The 15367-nt window shown below is 71.9% G+C and carries 15 protein-coding genes; 3 read left to right on the forward strand and 12 right to left on the reverse strand.

The window, feature by feature from the left end; genetic code table 11:
• Positions 1-114 precede the first annotated feature (114 nt).
• Both ACZ7KF_RS26355 and ACZ7KF_RS26360 read right to left on the reverse strand, forming a co-directional pair.
• Positions 115-1092 (reverse strand): acyltransferase domain-containing protein, encoded by a 978-nt coding sequence (locus ACZ7KF_RS26355; protein ID WP_471079763.1) that lies wholly within the window; start codon positions 1090-1092, stop codon positions 115-117.
• A gap of 66 nt (positions 1093-1158) precedes the next feature.
• The gene (locus ACZ7KF_RS26360) at positions 1159-1683 is read right to left on the reverse strand and encodes a flavin reductase family protein (protein ID WP_471079766.1); all 525 of its coding nucleotides are present in this window, start codon (positions 1681-1683) and stop codon (positions 1159-1161) included.
• Between the two features lie 290 nt (positions 1684-1973).
• Between ACZ7KF_RS26360 and ACZ7KF_RS26365 the strand changes: the two genes are divergently transcribed.
• Complete coding sequence (locus ACZ7KF_RS26365; protein WP_471079768.1) at positions 1974-2822, forward strand: AfsR/SARP family transcriptional regulator; 849 nt, start codon at positions 1974-1976, stop codon at positions 2820-2822.
• Here ACZ7KF_RS26365 and ACZ7KF_RS26370 read toward each other — a convergent pair.
• The 8 genes from ACZ7KF_RS26370 to ACZ7KF_RS26405 form a co-directional block, all read right to left on the reverse strand.
• Positions 2792-3703, reverse strand: a complete 912-nt coding sequence (locus ACZ7KF_RS26370) for an MBL fold metallo-hydrolase (RefSeq protein ID WP_471079771.1) — start codon at positions 3701-3703, stop codon at positions 2792-2794. The two genes, ACZ7KF_RS26365 and ACZ7KF_RS26370, sit on opposite strands and share 31 nt — an antisense overlap.
• Positions 3704-3740: 37 nt before the next feature.
• The gene (locus ACZ7KF_RS26375) at positions 3741-4475 is read right to left on the reverse strand and encodes an SDR family NAD(P)-dependent oxidoreductase (protein WP_471079774.1); all 735 of its coding nucleotides are present in this window, start codon (positions 4473-4475) and stop codon (positions 3741-3743) included.
• A gap of 46 nt (positions 4476-4521) precedes the next feature.
• A complete protein-coding gene (locus ACZ7KF_RS26380) occupies positions 4522-5505 on the reverse strand; it encodes a 3-oxoacyl-ACP synthase III family protein (RefSeq protein ID WP_471079777.1) in 984 nt (327 codons plus the stop codon).
• 72 nt (positions 5506-5577) lie between these two features.
• Positions 5578-6600: a ketoacyl-ACP synthase III family protein gene (locus ACZ7KF_RS26385; protein ID WP_471079780.1), complete on the reverse strand. Its 1023-nt coding sequence runs from the start codon at positions 6598-6600 to the stop codon at positions 5578-5580.
• Entirely contained in the window at positions 6597-6866 is a 270-nt protein-coding gene (locus ACZ7KF_RS26390; protein ID WP_225829254.1) for an acyl carrier protein, read from the reverse strand. The genes ACZ7KF_RS26385 and ACZ7KF_RS26390 overlap by 4 nt, the downstream gene beginning before the upstream one ends.
• Positions 6867-6912: 46 nt before the next feature.
• Positions 6913-8127, reverse strand: a complete 1215-nt coding sequence (locus tag ACZ7KF_RS26395) for a ketosynthase chain-length factor (RefSeq protein ID WP_471079784.1) — start codon at positions 8125-8127, stop codon at positions 6913-6915.
• Positions 8124-9392, reverse strand: coding sequence for a beta-ketoacyl-[acyl-carrier-protein] synthase family protein (locus tag ACZ7KF_RS26400; protein ID WP_471079787.1), 1269 nt, complete (start codon positions 9390-9392; stop codon positions 8124-8126). The genes ACZ7KF_RS26395 and ACZ7KF_RS26400 overlap by 4 nt, the downstream gene beginning before the upstream one ends.
• A gap of 47 nt (positions 9393-9439) precedes the next feature.
• Positions 9440-10312: an NAD(P)H-binding protein gene (locus ACZ7KF_RS26405; protein ID WP_471079790.1), complete on the reverse strand. Its 873-nt coding sequence runs from the start codon at positions 10310-10312 to the stop codon at positions 9440-9442.
• Between the two features lie 251 nt (positions 10313-10563).
• Here ACZ7KF_RS26405 and ACZ7KF_RS26410 point away from each other — a divergent pair, with 251 nt between their 5' ends.
• Positions 10564-11622 (forward strand): LLM class flavin-dependent oxidoreductase, encoded by a 1059-nt coding sequence (locus tag ACZ7KF_RS26410; protein ID WP_471079793.1) that lies wholly within the window; start codon positions 10564-10566, stop codon positions 11620-11622.
• 250 nt (positions 11623-11872) lie between these two features.
• Here the strand turns inward: ACZ7KF_RS26410 and ACZ7KF_RS26415 are convergent, their stop codons facing one another.
• Positions 11873-12835 carry an aromatase/cyclase gene (locus ACZ7KF_RS26415; protein ID WP_471079795.1) on the reverse strand — a complete coding sequence of 321 codons (963 nt, stop codon included), beginning with the start codon at positions 12833-12835 and terminating at the stop codon, positions 11873-11875.
• 213 nt (positions 12836-13048) lie between these two features.
• The gene (locus ACZ7KF_RS26420) at positions 13049-13519 is read right to left on the reverse strand and encodes a response regulator transcription factor (protein WP_471079798.1); all 471 of its coding nucleotides are present in this window, start codon (positions 13517-13519) and stop codon (positions 13049-13051) included.
• A gap of 332 nt (positions 13520-13851) precedes the next feature.
• Between ACZ7KF_RS26420 and ACZ7KF_RS26425 the strand changes: the two genes are divergently transcribed.
• Positions 13852-15309 carry an MFS transporter gene (locus ACZ7KF_RS26425; protein WP_471079801.1) on the forward strand — a complete coding sequence of 486 codons (1458 nt, stop codon included), beginning with the start codon at positions 13852-13854 and terminating at the stop codon, positions 15307-15309.
• The last annotated feature ends 58 nt before the right edge of the window (positions 15310-15367 follow it).

The raw sequence follows: 15367 nt of genomic DNA on the forward strand, positions 1-15367 counted from the left end.
CCGCGGGCACGACACGGCGAGGCCGTCAAGGGGTGGCCGGGTGGGGGAAGGGGGCGGCCGAGTGGGAGTAAGGGAGCCGGGTGGGAGTAAGGGGGCCCGGGAGATCGGGGGGGTTCAGCCGCCGACCGCGCTCGCCTCCGCCGCCGCCGCGAGCGCCTCCCGGGCCGCCCGCAGCGATTCCACCTCCCCGCCCGGCCGGACCGGTGCCAGCGGCACCACGCTGCTGCGTCCCGCGCGTACCGCCGGGTGGCGGCGGGCCAGCCGGGACAGCACCTGGCCCGGCCCGGTCTCCACCAGCACGTGGTCGCCCGAGGCGAGCAGCGTCTCCAGCGCCGGCCAGAACAGCACCGGCCGGGCCGGCTGCGGAGCCCAGTAGTCGGGGTCCATGGCCTCCGCATCGGTCAGGGGGGCCGCGGTGTAGCAGGAGACGACGGGCACGGCCGGCGGCCGGCGCGTGATCCGGGCGAACGCCTCGCGGGCGGCCGGCACCGAGTCGTTCAGCGCGGGACTGTGGAACGGGGTCCGCGAGGGTACGGCCGCACATGTGATGCCCTGCGCGCGCAGCGACCCGGCCACCTCGTCCAGCGCTTCCCGCGGGCCGGCGACGATGGTCTGCTTCGGCGCGTTCACACCGCCCACGACGACCTGGCCGCGCAGCAGCGGCCGTACCGCGTCGGGGGACGCGGCGACGGCCAGCATGCCGCCCGCCGGCGCGTCCACGAGACGTTCGCAGCGCCACCAGACCAGGCGGGCGGTCTCGGCGAAGTCGAGGACGCCGGCGAGCACGGCCGCCGCGACCTCGCCCATGCTGTGCCCGAGCAGGGCGTCCGGAGTGATCCCCCAGGACCGCAGCAGGCGTCCGTAGGCGTGGTCGACGGCGAACAGCAGGGGTTGCGAGCGCTGGACGTGGTCCATGGGCAGGACCGGGTCGGCGGACAGCCAGTCGGCGCGCAGGTGCCGGCCGTTGTCGCCGAGGACGGCGAAGAACTCGTCCATCGCGGCGGCGAACACCTCGTCGTGCGCGTACAGACGCGTGGCCATCCCGGCGCTCTGCGAACCCTGGCCCGGCAGGAGGAAGGCGATTGATCGCATGCCCCGAGGCTGGCAGCCGGGTATGGACCCGAACAGGAGCAGTCCTGGAGCGAGGGTGGTCCGCACTCAGTCGCCGCGGTCCAGGGCGTGGAAGCCGCGGCGGTGGTAGAGCAGCGGCGGGTCCGCGGCCGGCCCGTCCTCCGCCGTCGCCGTGCGGGCCTCCTGCACCTCGGCGAAGAGCACGATGTGGTCCCCCACCGGGAGCCGCCGTACCGTACGGCACTCCAGCGTCGCCACGGCACCGGGCAGCAGCGGCGTGCCCGACCGGCCTGGCTCGGTCACGAGCCCGGCGAACTTGTCCGTGCCCTTCCGGGCGAACCGTCCCGCCACTTCGCGCTGTCCGGTGCCGAGGATATGGACGGCCAGCCACTGGGCACCGGCGAATGCCGGGGCACAGTCCGCCGCCCGGTCCAGACACACCAGGACGGTCGGCGGGTCCAGCGACACCACGGTGAAGGAACTGGCCGTGAAACCGTGCGGGCGCCCGGCGGGCCCGGCCGTGGTGACCACGGTCACGCCACTCGCCCAGTGGCTCATCACCTCCTTGAAGTCCTTTATCAGCCGCGTCTGCCTATCGACCGGAGTGGACATGCCCGGCCCTCCTCAAGACCACATTCCGATGATTCTTTACGACGAAATCCGTGACGCCGTCCCGATCATTAGGCGCCGGTGCGGACCAGTGCAGCTCCATACGGGCTCCAGAACCGGTTGACAGCGTAGGAGGGACGGATGAGGCCTACAGGCAACTATCGTTCCGTCAAGTCACGGTTTTACGGGACCGGAGATTCCGTTTCCTCGTTGTCCCAGCTAGGAAGGATCAACAGCAAAGCAGTCAATGGGGACTGCCTCGCCCGCAATTCGAACCAGAGGATGACTCTTTCGTGGATATCTTCGCGTTAGGCCCATTCACCGTCCGGAACAATGGCGAGAATGTCGTTCCAAAGGCAGCGAAGCCCCGCACTCTCCTGGCCCTACTCGGATCATCCAACGGAAATGTCGTGTCCAGCTCCGTCATCATCTCGGAACTCTGGGACGACCGACCGCCGCGGACCGCTGCCACCACCGTGCACACCTACGTCATGCAATTGCGCCGGCTCATCGGTGCCGCGACCTCCCCGACCGGGAACCGGGTCGATCCGAAGGACATACTGCGCCGGGACGGCGGCGGGTATCTGCTGGCCGCCGGACCCGGCCGGTTCGACGTCGCCGAGTACGACCGGCTCGCCGCCGAGGGACACAAGGCGGCCCAGGCCAACGACTGTCTCTCGGCGCACGCCCGGATCACGACGGCCCTGAACATGTGGCGGGGCCCCGCCTTCGCCGACGTGCAGACCGGGCCGCGGCTGTCCGCCGAGGTCACCCGGCTGGAGGAGTCCCGCAAGATGCTCCTCGAACGGCGCATCGAGATCGATCTGCGTCTCGGCTGGCACCACCAGGTGCTGGGCGAACTCGCCGGGCTGACCACCGAGTACCCCTCGCACGAGGGCCTCCAGGCGCTGTACATCATCGCGCTCTACCGCTGCGGGCAGCGCACCCGCGCTCTCGCCCAGTGCGACCAGCTGCGCGCGCGGATGGCGGACGAGTTCGGGCTGGACCCGCTGCCCGCCATGGCCGCGCTGCGCCAGGCCATCCTGGTGAACGACCCGGCACTGGAGGACGACGCGGTGTGGCCGCTGTTCGTCCGCCGCGGGGCGGAGCTTCAGGCGAAACACGTCGGGGTGCTTCCATGAAACTCGATCATCTGCCCGAAGGCCGCCATGACGTCGAGAGGTTCACCGGGTTCGCCGCCCCCGGCCTCCGCGTAGGCGCGGACCAGGTTGCCGACGATGCGTTCGCCGTCGAGCAGTTCGGCGAACTCGCCGAAGTCGGCGGAGCGCGCCACGGCGATCGGCGTCAGTCCCGCCGTCCTGCCGGCGGCGGCCAGGCGCTGGATCCACCGCAGGTAGCGGGCGTTCGCGTCCAGTAGTCCGGGGCCGCCCACCGGGCCGTGACCGGGCACGATCACCTCCGGGTCGAGCGCGCGCAGCCGCTCGAGCGCGGCGAGGGAGCCCTGCACGGACCCCATCAGGATGAACGGTGCGGCGCCGTTCATCACCACGTCCCCGGCGAAGAGCACGCGCGGGCCCGGCAGCCACGCCACGATGTCGTTCGTCGTGTGCGCCGGGCCGACGTGGATCAGCTGGATCTCGTGCCCGCCCTGGTGCAGGGTGATCTGGTGCGGGAACGTCAGGTCGGGCAGCCTGAGGCTGACGTCACCCCAGTCGACGTCCGGCCACAGCTTCGTCAGGGCGAGCCCGCCGGCGTCCAGTTCGGTGCGCGCCAGATCGTGGGCCACGATCGACGTCTCCGGTCCGAACACGCAGTTGCCGAAGCAGTGGTCGCCGTGGTGGTGGGTGTTCACCACGGTCGTGACCGGCCGCGCGGACAGTCCGGCGACGGTGTCGCGCAGGAGGGCGGCGCGCCGCATGGTGGCGGCGGTGTCGACCACGACGGTGGAGTCGGAGCCCACGATGATGCCGGAGTTGTTCAGACACCAGCCGCCGTCCAGCTGGACGTGGGCGTACACGCCGTCGCCCAGCTCTTCGAGCCGCTCCTCGGTCTTGCCGTTCACGGTCGTCCCTTTCTGTGGGGTGCCCGGTGTGGTGGGGCTAGGCGAGGCCACCGTCGACCTCCAGCACATGCCCGTTGACGTACGTGCTCTCCGGGCCGGCGAGGTAGACGGCGGCGTCCGCGATCTCCGAGGCCCGGCCCATGCGGCCCAGGGAGAGCCGGGACTTGTGCGCGTCCCAGACGGCCGGGTCGGCGGAGAACCGCTTGCCCATGCCCTCGTCCACATAGCCGGGCGAGAGGCAGTTGACGTGGATCCCCTTGGGGCCCAGCTCCGCCGCGGCCGTCCGGGTGAACATCTCCACCGCCGCCTTGCTGGCGCTGTAGGCCGCCGCGCCCAGCGCGACCCGGCCGGCCAGGCTGGACGACACGGTGACGATCCGGCCCGTGCCCCGCTCCGTCATGTGCCGTGCCGCCTCCCTGGTGCACAGGAAGGTGCCGGTGAGGTTGGTGGCCACGGTCTCCTGCCACTCGGGCAGCCCCAGCCGCACGATCTTGCCGTCCCGGCTGGTGCCGGCGTTGCAGACGAGCACGTCCAGCCCGCCGAAGTGCTCCACCGCGGCGTTCATCAGGTCCCGTACGGACTGCTCGTCGGCGACGTCCGCGGGGCGGTAGAGGACGCGGTCGGGCGCCTCCGCCTCCAGTTTGCCGATGTCGTGGGGGTTGCGGGCGGCGCAGACCACCCGGGCCCCCTCGGCGAGGAAGGCCGTGGCGATGGCCAGGCCGAGGCCCTTCGTGCCGCCGGTGATCACGGCCACACGGCCTGCGAGACGCATGTCTTCCTTCTCCCTGTCGCCCTCTGTGTCCGACGTTTCGTGGTGGCTAGTACCAACGCAGGACCGCGGCCGCCGCCGTCATGCCGCCGCCCACCGCGGCGAAGAGCAGGTGCTCGCCGCGCCGGAGGGGCCGCTCGTCCGCCGTCGCCCGCAGCGTCAGCGGGATGGAGCCCGCGGCGGTGTTGCCGAGGCGGGGCGCGGTGAGCGGGACCCGGGCCGGGTCGATGCCCAGGTCGGCCGCGAACGCCTCCAGCAGCCGGGTGTTGGCCTGGTGGAAGACGAAGCGGTCGATGTCCTCCACGGACAGTCCGCTGTCGTCGAGGACCTGCTCGACGAGCTTGCGCATCGTGGTCACCGCGTAGTCCTTCACCGCGCGCCCGTCCATGCGCAGCAGGTGGTCGCCCGCCGCCCGGGCCGCCTCGTCCAGCGGTGCGCGGGTGCCGCCGGCCTCGACGCCGACGTAGTGGTGCAGCTCTCCGTTGGAGACCAGACGCGAGGCGAGCAGACCGTAGCCGTCCGGGACCCGGCCGAGCAGCACCGCCCCGGCGCCGTCGCCGAAGAGCGAGACCGTGCGCCGGTCGCTCCGGTCCATGATGGTGGAGAACTTGTCCGCCCCGACCAGGAGCAGCTGGTCCTGCCGGGTGGTCCGGCTCAGCAGCCCGTCGGCGAGGGTGAGCCCGTAGAGGAAGCCGCTGCAGACGGCGTTGATGTCGAAGGCGAGGACGTCGCGCAGGCCCAGCTTGTGCTGGAGGACCGCCGCGGTGGCGGGCTGGGGCACGTCCGGGGTGCAGGTGGCGACGATGATGCCGCCGATGCGTTCCGGGGCGTCGGGGGCCTCGGCGAAGACCTGGCGCACGGCGTGGGCGGCGAGGTCGGAGGTGGTGGTGTGCGCGTCGGCGTAGCGGCGCTCCCGGATGCCCGTGCGCTCGGCGATCCACTCGGGGGTGGTGCCGCTCCACTCGGCTATCCGCTCGTTGCTGACGACTTCGGCGGGTGTGTGACCGCCGACCCGGAGGATTCCCACGGGCATGGGTCGTGTCCCTTCTGGATGGTGGGCTCTCGAAGAGGTGCCGGAAGGCTGTGCCGTACGGCGCGGCGCCGGTCAGGGCCGCCCGACGACGAAGCTGCTGAAGGTGAACCCGCCGCCGCTGTTGAGGATCAGCGCGAACTCGCCGGGTGCCAGCCGCTCCTCGCGGGCCAGCTGGGTGAGGGAGGCGTTCAGGTCGCCGGCGCCCAGGTGGCCGGTGGGGGTGCCGAGGTCCAGCAGCTCGGCGGGGGTGACCTGCACCAGGGGCGGGATGTACGCCTCCTCCATCGCCTTCTTGCCGAGCCGGGGCAGGACCGCCCAGCGCAGGCGCGGATCGTCGGGTGCGAGGCCGGCGTGGGCGAGGCTCTCCGCCACGGCCCGGCGGACACCCTGGTGGGCGGCCTTGTAGAACCGGTCGATGCCGTGGCGCCGGATGAAGGCCCGCTTGGTGCGGCGGACGTCGATCACCCGGCTGTGTTCCAGCGGCGCGGTGTTGAGGGTGTCGTTCCCGCGGTGCATCTCCTCCAGTTCCGGTACCGACACCGTGCCGGTGGCGTGCAGCAGGAGGTCCGCCGGGTAGTCGCCCCGGTGCACGAGAACCGCGGTGGCGGCGTCGCCCACGGCCATGCCGAAGTCCCCGAGCCAGCGGTCCCACACCGGCGGCTCGAAGCGGTCGGCGGTGGTGACGAGGCCCGGCCCGCACTCCGGGTCCGCCAGCAGTGCCGTCGCGGCGAGTTCGATCCCGGTGGCCCCGCCGTTGCACTGCTGGAGCAGGCCGACGGGCTGGGCCGTGCTGCCGAGTTCGCGGGCTATGTAGTGGGGGGCCGACCAGATGTCGTGGCCCTGGTAGTGGATGCTGGCGTGGAACAGCGTGCCCAGGGCGTCCGGCGGGCAGCCGATGCGTTCGAGCAGCGGCCGGGCGGCCCGGACCGCCATGTCGGGCGGTGCCGTGTCCGCCGACAGCAGCAGCCCCTCGTAACCGAGTTCGCGTGCGGTCTTGGCGTCGACGCGGCCCTCCCGGACCGCGTCGGCGGTGAGGTCGCGGCCTTGCGGGTACCAGGTGTGCCCGGCGAGGCCGAGCGGTGCGGGCAGCTTCACGACACCTCGGCCAGCATGCCGTTCACGAACAGGACGAGGGCCTCCGGCGTGGACAGGCTGGACAGCTCCTCCTCGTCGATCGTGATGCCGAACCGCTGCTCGATGGTGGCCGACAGCTCCATCAGGGCCAGCGAGTCGTAGCCCAGCTCGTCGAAGGTCATGGTGGCGATGTCGGTGTCGGCGTCGAACGACTCGTCCTGGCCGGCGACCTCGACGAGGATGGCGCGCAGGCTGTCGACGGTGAGTTCGGAAGCGGATGCGGACATGGTGTCTCCTGTCTCCTGAGGGGGTGTTCGCGGATTCCGGTGCTGTTCAGGCCGCCGTGACCACCACGGCGGAGTTGAAGCCGCCCCGGCCGCGGGCCAGTACGAGGGCGCGCCGCACCGGGACCTGGCGCGGTGCGCCGACGACCAGGTCGATGCCGTACTCCGGGTCGGGCTCGACGGTGGCGGGGGCCGGCGGGATCACGTCGTCGCGGATGGCCAGCAGCGCGGTGGCGACGTCCAGCGGGGCGCCCCCCGCGTAGAGCCGGCCGACCAGTGCCTTGGGCACGCTGACGGGCACGGCCCGCGGTCCGAAGACCGCGCTGATCGCCTCCGCCTCGGCCCGGTCGAGGTCGGGGCTGCCCGCGCCGTCCGCGAACACGACGTCGATCTCCCCGGGGGCCAGCCCGGCGTCGGCGAGGGCGTTCTCGGCGGCCCGGCGCAGACCGGGCGGCCGGCCGGTGCCGGGCGCCGGGTCGAAGGTGGCCGCGTACCCGGCGATCTCGCCGTACCGGCGCGGCGCCCGGCGGCTGTCGGCCTCGTCCTCGTCCTCCAGCACCAGGACGGCACCGCCCTCGCCGGGGACGTAGCCGCCGGCTTCGGCGCCGAAGGGGAGGTAGGCCCGGTCGGCGGTGCCGGAACGGGCGACCCGGCCACTGGAGATGTGCGAGATCCACCCCCAGGGGTCCAGCGCCGACTCGACGCCGCCGGTCAGCATCGTCCGGGTGCCGCGGCGCACGCTGCGCCGCGAGTAGCCGATCGCGTCGAGCCCGCCGGCCTGCTCGGCCACCAGCGCGGCGCTCGGGCCGCGCAGCCCGTGCCGGATGGAGATCTGGCCGCTGTTGCAGGCGTAGAACCAGGCGAAGGAGAGATACGCGCTGACCGACTTCGGGCCCTCGCCCCAGAGCTTCTTCAGCTCACGGTGGCTGAGCGCGAACCCGCCGGCCGCGTTGGACAGCGTGACGCCGCTGCCGTAGCCCTCGACGGCCTCCGGTTCCAGCTCGGCGTCGCGGAAGGCCGACTCGGCGGCGTACAGCGCGAGGCGGGTCATCCGGTCGGTCTGCGGCAGCAGCCGGCTGGGGATGTGCCGCTTGTCGTCGAAGTCCGCGATCCGGCCGCCGAACCGCGCGGAGTAGCGGGTGTCGCCGAACGCGATCTCCCGGATGCCGCTGCGGCCCTCCAGGGTGGCGGCCCAGTAGTCCTCGGTGGTCAGGCCGTTGGGGGCGATCACGCCGATGCCCGTCACCACGGTGCGCTTCGTCATGCCGCCGCCTTCCGGGGACCGTGCAGCACGACGGCGCTCTGGAAGCCGCCGAAGCCGCTGCCCACGCTGAGCACGGTGTCGAGTTCCGCCTCACGGGCCGTCAGGGGCACGTAGTCCAGGTCGCAGGCGGGATCCGGGTCGTGCAGATTGGCCGTCGGCGGGACGACGTCGTGGGCCAGGGCGAGGGCGCAGGCGACGATCTCGATGGCGCCGATGGCGCCGAGGGAGTGCCCGATCATCGACTTGATGCCGCTCACGGGCGTGCGGTAGGCGTGCTCGCCCAGGCTGCGCTTGAACGCGGCGGTCTCGTGGCGGTCGTTCTGGGTGGTGCCGGAGCCGTGGGCGTTGATGTAGTCGACGTCGGTGGGGTCGGCCCGGGCCTCGTCCAGGGCGTGCCGGATGGCCTCGGCCATCTCGGTCCCGTCCGTCTTGAGGCCGGTCATGTGGTACGCGTTGCAGCGGGTGGCGTAGCCGGCGACCTCTCCGTAGATCCGGGCGCCGCGGCGGCGGGCGTGCTCGTACTCCTCCAGGACCAGCATGGCGGCGCCCTCGGCGAGGACGAACCCGTTGCGGGTCCGGTCGAACGGCCGGCAGGCCCGCTCGGGTTCGTCGACGCGCGGTGTCGTGGCCTTGATCGCGTCGAAGCAGGCCACCACCATCGGGGAGATGGAGGCGTCCGTGCCGCCGGCGAGGACGATGTCGGCGCTGCCCTCGGTGATCAGGTCACGGGCGTGTCCGATCGCGTCCATGCCGGAGGTGCAGCCGTCGGAGACCATCATGGCGGGGCCCTCGGCCCCGACCGCCCAGGCGACCTCCTTGACGATGGCGCTCGGCACCATGAAGTCGAACATGTGCGGCGACAGATAGGCCTCGTCGACCTCCCAGTGGCGCCCGCCGTCGGACAGGACGCGGTACTCGTGCTCCAGGCTGGTCGGCGAGCCGATGGCGCTGCCGACGCTGACGGCGACCTTCGCCGGGTCCAGGGCCTGGGCGTCGAGCCCGCTGTCCGCCAGTGCCTCCCGCGCGCAGACCACGCCGAGCTGCGCGGCCCGGTCCATGCGCCGGATCTCCCGCGGCGTCAGATTCTCCAGCCGCGGGTCGAAGTCGCACTCACCGACCACCTGCGACCGGTACGGCGAGGGGTCGAAGCGGGTGATGATCCGGGTGGCGGACCGGCCGTTGCTGATCAGGTCCCAGAACTCCTTGGTGCTGCCACCACCGGGCGTGCGCACCGCGAGTCCTGTGATGACCGTACGTCGATTCATCCGTGTTCCTGTTTCCTCTCGGGCTGCCGTCCGCACGGGGGTGTCCCTCAGGCGGCGGTGGTGTCGGCGGTGAAGTCGGACGCGTGCAGCCGGGCCCACTGCTCGAAGGTGTGGGCCGGCTTTCCGGTGATGAGCCGGGTCGGCTCGGCGACGGGCATGGGCTCGCGGGTGAACCCCTCGTGCATGGTGAGCAGGCCCTGCGCGACCGGTTCGGGCACGCCGAGCCCGGCCATCTCGGCGACGGCCTGCTCGCGGGTCAGCTCCTCGAAGCGCAGCGGCCGGCCGAGGGCGGCGCCGATCAGCTCCACCATCCGGCGCTGGGTGAGGGCCTCGGGCCCGGTGAGGAGGTACCGCTGTCCCGTGTGGCGGCGGGAGGGGTCGGTCAGCGCGGTCGCCGCGACGGCCGCCACGTCCCGCTCGTCGATCGGTGCGAGGGCGGCGTCGCCGTAGGCGGCGCGGACCACGCCGTGGTCACGGATCTGCGCGCCCCAGAACCGGATGGTGTTGACGGCGAACATGTCGGGGCGCAGGAAGGTCCAGTCGAGACCGGACTCCTCCACGGCCTCTTCCAGGGTGCGGTGCAGCCGGGCGATCGGGTTGGCGGGGGCGCCCGGTTCGCGTTCGATGGCCGCGGACGACAGCAGGACCACCCGGCGCACGCCCTGTTTCCTGGCCAGCGCCAGGAGCTGGGGGGTCGACTCGCGGACCGCCGAATAGTTGAGGAAGAGGGCGGTCGCTCCGTCCAGCGCCTCTTCCATCGTCGCGGGGTCGGCCGGGTTCGCCTCGACGACCTGCGCGCCGGGGGCGGGTGGGGCACCGGCGGCGTTCCGGGTCACGGCGCGGACCGGGTGACCGGCCGCGGTGACGTCCGAGACCACATGCCGACCGACGTTTCCGGTCGCCCCGGTCACCACAATCATGCTGTCTCCTCCTGGCGGGGATCGCCGCCGTCCTGTCGGCCGGCCGCTTCCCGATCGCTTTTCGTTGCCTGCATTCGACAAGTATTCGGGCGCTTCTGGAGCGGCTGCGGAAGAGTTCTGGAGCCGCCCGGAATCAATGCGTGCCGAGCCGAGGTCCAGGCTGTCTCCATCGCGAATACAGGGCGCGCGCGGAGGCTGTGTGCGACCGGCTCCCCGTCCCGGATCCCCCCTCCTCGCGAAAGGTTTTCCGTATGCGCATCGCCGCACATCTCGTCCATGAAAACGCCGGAGAACTGGCGCGTTGCGCGGAGCGCGCCGGATTCGATCTCGTCATTTGCGGAGAGGGTTACCGCAGCGACGCGGCCAGCGTGCTCGGCCTGGTCGCCGGGCAGACCCGGACCATCGGGCTGGCCTCGGGCGTGATGCAGATCCCGGCCCGCTCCCCCGGGCTCGCCGCGCTCACCGCCGTGACGCTCGACGCGCTGAGCGGGGGCCGGTTCCGGCTGGGCCTCGGTGTGTCCAATCCCGATGTGTCCGACGGCTGGTACGGGGTGCCGTTCGACAGGCCGCTGTCGCGGACCCGGGAGTACGTGGAGATCGTCCGTGCCGCGTTGAGCGGCGGGCCGGTGCGGTACGACGGTGCGCACTACCGCTTGCCGGCGGGTGGCCGGGACGCGGCACCGCTGCACCTCCCGGATGCCGGCGGCGCCCGCATCCCCCTGTACCTGGCGGCGTTGAGCGGCCGGAACCTGCGGCTGACCGGCGAGATCGCCGACGGCTGGATCGGTGCGTTCGTCTCGCCGGAGTCACTGGTGGACGCGGTGCGGGACCTGGGCGACGGGCGGGCGCGCGCGCACAAGGACATGACCGGGTTCGAGGTGGCGCCGAGCGTGCCGACCCTGTTCGTCGACGATGTGGCCGAAGGTGTGCAGCGGCTGCGCGGGCACTACGCGCACTTCCTCGCCATGGGCGACCCGGAGCGCAACGTGTACACGGCGCTGGCCCGCCGGCTCGGGTACGGCGCCGCCATGACCGAGTTCCACCGGCGGGCCGCCGAGGGCGACCTGGCCAGGGCCGCGCAGGCCGTACCCGACGAGCTGATCGACCGGGTCTCCCTGATCGGTCCGGTGGAGCGGGTCGCCGAGCGGATGCGGGAGTTCGCCGCGGCCGGGGCGACGACGCTGACGGTGATGCTCTCCCCCGCGCGCACCGACCACGGCGGACGGCTGGAGCTGATCCGCAAGGCGGCCCGGGCCTTCGACCTGTCCGCCACCCGGGGCACCCCCGCTCCCGCCCCCGTCCGGGCCTGACCCCCGCCGCGCCGCGTCCGTGCCTCTCGGGGCGACGGCCGGCGCGGTTCGCCGCGTCGCTGCCGGTCCGCGCGACCGCGGTCGCGCGGACCGGCTCCGGCTTCACCGTCCGACGCGGGCCGGACGGCGGACCGGGCCTTCACGGCCGACGCCGGTCCGGCAGGACGTGCGATCTTCCTCGTCCGACGCCGGTCCGGCGGGGCGTGCGGCCTTCCTCGTCCGGCACGGGCCCGCCGGGGCGTCCGGCGTCTCAGGCGCCGGGCACGGGTGCCGCGGGCTCCCCGAGCGCGGCGGCGCGGGCCGCCTCCATCGTGGTGCGGCTGCTGCGCTTCAGCGTCGACTCGACCTGGTCCCGGAACGCCGCGAGGCCGCCCGGTGCCACCCGGCGGGGGTCGAGCATCACCAGGTGCCGGGAGGTGATGGCGGCCCGGCCGTCCGCGGTCCTGGTGAAGTGCCAGCTGCCGCTGTGCCCGAGGAGGACCTCGGGCAGCTTGGTCTGCTTGTAGACGATCCGCTCGCCGAGCATGCACACCCGCACCGACGTGGTGCGGTGCGTGGTGCCGTCGGCGGCCCTCGTCTCCATCTCCATGTGCTGGACGCCCGGTACGTCCTCGGTGACGTCGAGGGCCTCGACGTGCGGCAGCCGCCGCGGCCAGGCCGCGCAGTCGTACACGAACCGGTAGGCGGGCTCCGGCTCCCCCTCGTACTCCACGGTGTCCTCGAAGGAGAACACCAACTCGTCCACCGGAACGCCCAGTTCGGCCACGTCCTTGAGTGCCTGCAACTCCGCCGTACTGTTCTGGTCGAGGATCTCCGTGATCCGCCGGAGGGTCTCGGGGGTGTCCTCGGCGAGGGTGAAGTCGTGCCGGAAGAGCACCCGTGTCCGGCTTCCGCCCGCCCCGTCCGTGCCCAGATCCCGGAACTCCCAGAGCCCGCCCATCGACGCGATGGGCGGCACGCTGCGCTCCTGCCGGAACCCGACCGTCAGATTCTCGGTGTCGAAGTGCCTGCGCGAGGACCAGGACGCCACCGCGCCCTTGGCGAAGGCCCAGATCCGGAAGCGTTCCTCGGCGGGGCCGTGCTCCAGCAGGTCGACGTGGACGGTCGGCCCGAAGACCACCGGCCAGCGTGCGGCGTCGGCCACCAGGCCGTACACCGCCGTCGCCGGTGCCTCGATCTCGATGCTGTGGGTGACGGACCGACTTTCAGCCATCTTTGATCACCTTTCGCTTCCCCCGGCGCACGCCGGAGCCCGTGCCCCGACCGGGCACTGCCGGGATCAGCCTCGCCGCAGGCTCTGGAAGCGCTCTGGAAACGCGGTAAGGGCCGCCCGCTTCACGGGGTGTCCGAACCGCCGACCCATCGGAGACACAACATCTGGTGTCAGCCGTCGCTGACGACACAACATGTATGCTCCCACCCGATGTCACACCCGCTGCACCAGGGTGGCCCGGGTGAGGTACGCCTTGTTTCCCGGCCCCGTCTTCTTGCGTATCCGTCTGACGTACGTGTCCACCGTGTGGGGGCTGATCTGCAGCCGGCGCGCCACCTGCCGCTGCGTCAGGCCGGCCGCGAGATGGCGCAGGACCTGGCGCTCACGGACCGTCAGCGGGATCTGCCGGTCACCGCCCTCGGCCGCCGGGGTGCCGAGCACGGCCCGGACGGAGGCGATGAGTTCCTGCGGCGAGGGCCGGTCGTCGGGTCCGAGCATCAGCACCTTGGCGTCGGGCACCCGGCACCCGATGCGCGCCGGAAGCGGGGAGTCGGTGACGACGGCGTCCAGCTCGGGAAGCCCGCGGCCGTCGAGGTCGGGAATGACGGTGATGACGGTGATGGCCGGGTCGCTGCTCAGGATCCGGTCCATGGCCCAGCGGATCAACGGGTGCCCGTGAACCACCCCAACGATGTACGAATCCCCCATTATCGAACACTCCCAGAAAGGCGTAATACATCGAATCCGGCCGTCCGTCACATTCATTCAGCCGACGCCCGGAAAGCCGATCTTGATCACGCTAACAGCAGGTACGCGGCACCGCAAGGTTCACGCCAATCACCCTGGTCAGGTGCACATTTTTACCCCGTCCTTGCTATATGCACAACTTATTCAGGGTAATATCCCGAACCCCTGTGACATGAAACGACTCCCCGTGACGCAATTCCTTTAGGATTGCGAATTCATTTCCCGGAATTACCGTCCACAGATTCTTCACATTTCACCGAGGAGGTACCGTGCAGGCCGACAACACACGGCGCTGGCTCACCCTGCCCGTCATCATGTCCGCCTTCTTCATGTACGGATTCGACGCGCAGGTGGTCAACGTCGCGCTTCCGTCCTTACGCCACGATCTGCACGCCGGCGAGGCCGCGCTCGAACTCGTCGTCGGCGGCTACGTCTTCGTGTACGCGACCGGCCTGGTGACGGGCGGCAGGCTCGGCGATCTGATCGGCTACCGCAAGATGTTCCTGGGCGGCATGACCGCCTTCACCCTGGCGTCCGCTCTCTGCGCCGCGTCCCAGACCCCGGCCCAGCTCGTGGTGAGCCGGCTGCTCCAGGGCTTCGCGGCGGCGGCGATGGTGCCGCAGATGCTCGCCCTGGTCACCGTGATCTTCCCGCCGGAGGAGCGCCCACGGGCCCTGTCCTGGTACGGCGTCACGGCCGGCCTCGCCGGCATCTTCGGCCAGATCGTCGGCGGTCTGCTGCTGGTCGCGGACGTCGCCGGCCTCGGCTGGCGGACCATCTTCCTGGTCAACGTGCCGGTGGGCGCCGTGCTCGTGACGCTCGGCCACCGGCTGCTGCCCCGGACGGCCACGGACAAGCGGCCCCGGCTGGACCTCGTCGGTGTGGCGGGCGTCTCCGGCTCCCTCGGGCTGGCCCTGGTCCCGCTGATCTTCGGCCGGGGACTCGGCTGGCCCGGCTGGATCTGGGTGTTCCTCGTGGCCGCCGTGCCCACGCTGGTCCTCACGGTCCGCTGGGAGCACCGGATCAGCCGGACGGGCGGTCAGCCGCTGCTCGACGTGACACTCTTCCGCAGCCGTGTCTTCAACGTCGGCATGGCGATGAACGCCGCCTTCATGCTCTTCTTCATGAGCATCAGCTTCGTGCTCAGCCTCTTCGTGCAGGACGGTCTCGGACTCAGCCCGCTGCGGGCCGGCCTGTGCTTCGTGCCGCTCGCGGTCGGTGCCATGGTCACCTCGCTGATCGGACGGCGGCTCATCGCCTCGTACGGGCTCTGGATCATGACGCTGGGCTCGGCGGTCACCACGGTGAGCGTCCTGGTCGTCGCGGTGGGCCTGAACGTCGTCGGCGACGGCAACTCGGTGCCGGTGCTCCTCGTCGCCCTCACGCTGATGGGCCTGGGCAACGGCCTGATCCTGCCGTCGCTGGTGGGTGTGCCGCTGTCCACCGTCGAGCCGGCGCAGGCGGGTGTGGCGTCCGGCATGCTGTCCACGTTCCAGCAGTTCGCCAGCGTCACCGGTCTCGCCTGCGTGGGCACCCTGTTCTTCGCCACGCTGGGCGGCGGCTCGGGCACCGGCGCGTACGCGCACGCGGCCGAGGTCTCGGCGTGGGCGGCGTTCGGCATCACGTTCCTGATGACCCTTCTCATCCACGTCATCACCAGGACGGTGGCCCGCGCCAACGCGCCCGCGCCCGAGCCCGCGAGCGAGGACGCGGCCGTCGAGGCCTGACCGGGCCCCGGTCCGCACACAGCGGAGCGTCCGCCCCGCACGGCCTTCGGGGCTCGCG

Source organism: Streptomyces sp. NPDC038200 (genome assembly GCF_055600785.1).

Coding starts and splice junctions, on each gene's coding strand:
- ACZ7KF_RS26355 (WP_471079763.1), bottom strand. CDS start 1,092: ATGCGATCAATCGCCTTCCTCCTGCCGGGCCAGGGTTCGCAGAGCGCC.
- ACZ7KF_RS26360 (WP_471079766.1), bottom strand. CDS start 1,683: ATGTCCACTCCGGTCGATAGGCAGACGCGGCTGATAAAGGACTTCAAG.
- ACZ7KF_RS26390 (WP_225829254.1), bottom strand. CDS start 6,866: ATGTCCGCATCCGCTTCCGAACTCACCGTCGACAGCCTGCGCGCCATC.
- ACZ7KF_RS26410 (WP_471079793.1), top strand. CDS start 10,564: ATGCGCATCGCCGCACATCTCGTCCATGAAAACGCCGGAGAACTGGCG.
- ACZ7KF_RS26375 (WP_471079774.1), bottom strand. CDS start 4,475: ATGCGTCTCGCAGGCCGTGTGGCCGTGATCACCGGCGGCACGAAGGGC.
- ACZ7KF_RS26405 (WP_471079790.1), bottom strand. CDS start 10,312: ATGATTGTGGTGACCGGGGCGACCGGAAACGTCGGTCGGCATGTGGTC.
- ACZ7KF_RS26400 (WP_471079787.1), bottom strand. CDS start 9,392: ATGAATCGACGTACGGTCATCACAGGACTCGCGGTGCGCACGCCCGGT.
- ACZ7KF_RS26395 (WP_471079784.1), bottom strand. CDS start 8,127: ATGACGAAGCGCACCGTGGTGACGGGCATCGGCGTGATCGCCCCCAAC.
- ACZ7KF_RS26380 (WP_471079777.1), bottom strand. CDS start 5,505: ATGCCCGTGGGAATCCTCCGGGTCGGCGGTCACACACCCGCCGAAGTC.
- ACZ7KF_RS26415 (WP_471079795.1), bottom strand. CDS start 12,835: ATGGCTGAAAGTCGGTCCGTCACCCACAGCATCGAGATCGAGGCACCG.